The organism is Promicromonospora soli (assembly GCF_014653785.1).
In the GTDB taxonomy this organism is placed as follows: domain Bacteria; phylum Actinomycetota; class Actinomycetes; order Actinomycetales; family Cellulomonadaceae; genus Promicromonospora; species Promicromonospora soli.
Genome location: NZ_BNAS01000013.1, coordinates 4,086 through 7,781, shown reverse-complemented (window position 1 = coordinate 7,781; position 3,696 = coordinate 4,086). Strand labels below are relative to the sequence as shown.

Sequence of the window (3,696 nt, the reverse complement as noted above, 5' to 3'; positions counted from 1 at the left end):
ATCGACTAAAAGTTGATCTTCTACTTCAGGCAGCTGGGCTGACCTGCGCGTTTGCCTCGCCGGGGCCACCGAGTTCCACACCAGTTACACCGAACGCCTCATCCACTGCTTTACGCGTGCGCTCGTCGCTCTCTGGCAGGAGGTGCGTGTAGGTACGCAGGGTGAAGCCGGGGTCGGAGTGCCCGAGGTATTCCGCGAGGGCCTTGACCGACTCGCCCGCGTGAAGCAGCGTGCTCGCGTACACGTGCCGCAGCATGTGGCAACCATTCTCGCGACCATCCGGGATCCCCGACGCCTGCCGGCCCTTTGTCCAGACCATCCTGTTGAACTCATCGCGGCGGCACGCCTGCTTCCGGTCTGTGGTCACAACGAGGTTCGCTGTCTTCAGCGGCCCGCCCTTGGTCTCCCACGGCAGAGTGACCGCTGTCGCCGGGAACTTCTCGAGGTGATCCCGGACGGCGTCACTCACTGCAACCGGAAGTGGAACCTCGCGAACCTTCTCGCCTTTGGGAAGCGCGAAGTACCTCGTGTTGTCGACGTTCGAGAGCTTCACCTGGCGCCGCACAATGACTCGCTTCCGCTCAAAGTCGATGTCTTCCACAGCAAGCCCGAAGATCTCTCCCTGGCGGAGCCCGAGGCCAGCCCCGAGCGTCACCACGATCCGGTAGCGGTCGCGGAGGCTGTCACGCATCTTCAGCACACGTTCCATGGGCCATGGCTGGACCTTGTTCGGCTTTCGCCCCGGCCGCGTGACCGACGCCGCCTGGCAGGGGTTCTTCCGGATCAGTTCGTCGTCGACAGCGGCCTTGAACACGGACGACACATGCTGAAAAAGCACTTCCTGATAGTTGCGAGACTCGTTCGACAAGCCCCGCAGCCACGACTGCACCGTCGACGGCTTGATCGTATTGAGCGGACGCTCACCAAGTACAGGGAACGCATGGACACGAAGCCGCATGGCGACGGCTTCACGACTTGACTCTGCGAACGTTCGTGATTCAAGCCAACGGGTCCCGTACTCCTCGAATGTGACCTTGCCAGCGTTGACCGCGATGTATTCGCCCCGAAGGATGTCGCCTTCCATCTTCGTGACGTGGTCCTCAGCCAGGCCCTTTTTCGGGAAGGACTTCGAGGGTTGACGTCCCGAAGGTTCACGCCATCGGGCGAGCCAGAAGGTCTTGACCTTCCCGTTCGCGAGGGTGCGCGTGCGCTTCTCGACGGAGCCCATCAGGCAGCACCTTCCAGGAGCCAGGACCGCACGGTGTCAGGGTTATAGCGCAGGTGGCGACCGACGCGGAAGGCGGTCGGGCCGGTGCCCATGGTGCGCCACCGGTACAGGGTCGCCACCGGGATTCGGAGGAAGTCCGCGACCTCTTCGATGGTCCACAGTGAGTCGATGCGCGGAAGCTCGTTGGCCCTCTTGGCCCGTCGGTTCTTCGAGTACGTCATGACTTCCCCTCTACTCAGGCCGCCACGGTGGCGGTTGCCGAACGGTTTTCCACAGCCCCAGGCGGCCCTGGTGGGTCGAGGCCGAGGGCTTGTTTCGCGGCTTCGTACTGTCCGCGCCTCTGGAGTTGTTCTTGCAGGCTGGCAGCGATCACAGCCGCATAGGTGTAGGTCCCGGCTTCGGGTTCGCGCCAGACATACCTGGCGCGGCCATCGGCGGTTTCCTGGGTAGTGGAGAGCCGGTCGGCGTCGTCATGTTCGATGCCCGCGGCTTCGAGGGCCTGGCGGACGACGGCGGCGCGGTCGGCGCGGTGCTGTGTGAGGGTCTTGCCCGACCAGCCGCGGGAGACCAGGACCCGTCGACCACCCAGGCCGAGGTTTTCGCGGTCGTGCGCCGGCGACAGGCACGCGCCAGGCTGGAGACCGGGGGTCGGGTTTTTGGGCTGGACGCCGTACCGGAGCCAGTTGGCGCAGCTCGGGCTGCAGGGCAGGACCCGGACGTGGGCGTGCAGCCGGTCGACGTGCTTGTCGTAGGCGACCTGCCGAGCGTCGGCCGGGGCGGCGTCGTCGGGTGCGGCGTAGGTGCCGGCGATGGACTTGGTGAGGTACTTGCACAGGTACCGCACGGCACGGTCGCTGTCCTCGGTGCCGCCCAGGAGGCCCTTGACGTCGACCTGCTTGCCGAGCCGGACCACGTGTGTCGGGTTCTCGAGCGCGGCCGTGGCCTGCTCCCAGGTGGGCAGGGCCTGGCCCGTGGCTGGGTCGAGGTAGCTCGAGGTGTCTTCGTCCCACACCGGGGCCTGGTCGCGGTCGCCGTAGACGACATCGGCGTCGGCGCACGAGGGCCACCAGGCGGCGAAGTACGTCGCGGCGGCTACCTGCTTCACGATCGCGCGCGGGATGGTGCCCCGGATCGCGGCGTGCAGGTGCGGCGCCAGGCGCTTCTGTGGTTCGACGGCGGCGAAGTACTGGACGTTGTAGCCGGCGCACCGCCGCAGGTTCTGCATGAACCGGTCGACCACCCGGGAGAACATCAGCGCATCCAGCGCCGCGGTGCGGTAGTCGTAGGTGCGGGGGTTGGCGGGCAGCCCGGTGCCGGGCGTGATCTTGCCGTACGACCCAAGGGTCAGGGTGAGGAACATCGAGGGCCGGAACGTGCGGCCGGTCTTGGGGTCCGTGAAGGTCCGCCCGATGGTGCCGGCGGTCATGTCCTGCTTGGGCAGGTCCGGGACATCGGGCAGCCGGCGGGTGGAACGCACGGCACGCTCAGGAGCCGGACCGTCGTCCTCTTCGGTCTCGTCGTCCTCGTCGGGGGTCATCTCGGGAGCCAGTGGCAGCTCGGGTTCGTCGTCGCGGTGCCAGCCCTCACGGCACTGGTGGATGCGTAGCCGGCGGGCCTTGTCGGCGCAGCCCTTGCACTTGGACTCCCGGGTGGAGCCGCACGGGATCGGGACCAGGTGCGTGACGCCGGTCTCGCGGTCGTGCACCGCACGCACGATCGGGGACGTGCACACCCCGTTCGCCTCAGCAGCCGCACGAGCCATCTCCCGTGCCTGACGGGCAGCGTCGTCGACGTCGAGGCCGGTGGTGCGGGTGTCGAGGTCGCTGGTGAAGGTGACCATCAGGCAGCTACTCCCGAGTGCTCGAGGCCGGGCAGGGTGTCTTGTTCGGGCAGGTCCGGCACTGTGCGGTCGTGGCCGGCCCAGAACCCCGCGGTGGTGTCGGTGGTGGCGACTTCCAGGGCGCAGGAGGCCAGGACCGGGCACGTGGTGCATACGCGGGCCATACGAGCCCGAGCCAGCGGTGAGGCGTTCTCACTGACCCACGGCAGGGTCTGGTTCTCCGGGCGGGCGCAGGCGGCGCCGGTCAGGGGTTCGGTGCTCATGCCGTCGCCCCCGGCAGGTCCAGACCTGGCAGCATGCTCTGCCCGACCGAACCGGCGGAGCGTGCACGGGAAGACGACCTCACCGGAGCCAGCACAGGCGCAGGACCAGGGGCCCGAGCGGGAGCCGGTGCGGCGACGGGCTCGGGAGCGGGCTTGCCGGCGGGCGGCTCGATCGTGGCCGGCGGTGCAGCAGCTCGGGCCGGCTCAGCCAGGGCTGCCGGCGATGGCTCGGGCACGGCGACCGGTGCGACGGCGGGACCGTCCGCGACCACGAGCGAAGCCAGGGCGTGAGTCGAGGTGAGCACTGACAGAGGCGCGAGGGCGACCAGGACGACGCCGACGAGGACCTTCACGGCCGGGTCGAC

4 protein-coding genes and 1 pseudogene are annotated in these 3,696 nt (G+C 68.1%); all 5 read right to left on the bottom strand.

Features of this window, described 5'->3' with window-relative positions; genetic code table 11:
• Window positions 1-25: 25 nt before the first annotated feature.
• A complete protein-coding gene (locus IE250_RS24255) occupies window positions 26-1,228 on the bottom strand; it encodes a tyrosine-type recombinase/integrase (protein WP_189671894.1) in 1,203 nt (400 codons plus the stop codon).
• On the bottom strand, window positions 1,228-1,449 hold the full coding sequence (locus IE250_RS24250; RefSeq protein ID WP_189671893.1) for a helix-turn-helix transcriptional regulator: 222 nt from the start codon (window positions 1,447-1,449) through the stop codon (window positions 1,228-1,230). The genes IE250_RS24255 and IE250_RS24250 overlap by 1 nt, the downstream gene beginning before the upstream one ends.
• A 14-nt stretch (window positions 1,450-1,463) precedes the next feature.
• The gene (locus IE250_RS24245) at window positions 1,464-3,068 is read right to left on the bottom strand and encodes a replication initiator (RefSeq protein ID WP_229872744.1); all 1,605 of its coding nucleotides are present in this window, start codon (window positions 3,066-3,068) and stop codon (window positions 1,464-1,466) included.
• Complete coding sequence (locus IE250_RS24240; RefSeq protein WP_189671892.1) at window positions 3,068-3,331, bottom strand: WhiB family transcriptional regulator; 264 nt, start codon at window positions 3,329-3,331, stop codon at window positions 3,068-3,070. The genes IE250_RS24245 and IE250_RS24240 overlap by 1 nt, the downstream gene beginning before the upstream one ends.
• Window positions 3,328-3,696, bottom strand: a pseudogene (locus tag IE250_RS24235) (hypothetical protein); the annotation flags it as partial. The gene IE250_RS24240 and the pseudogene IE250_RS24235, both read right to left, overlap by 4 nt.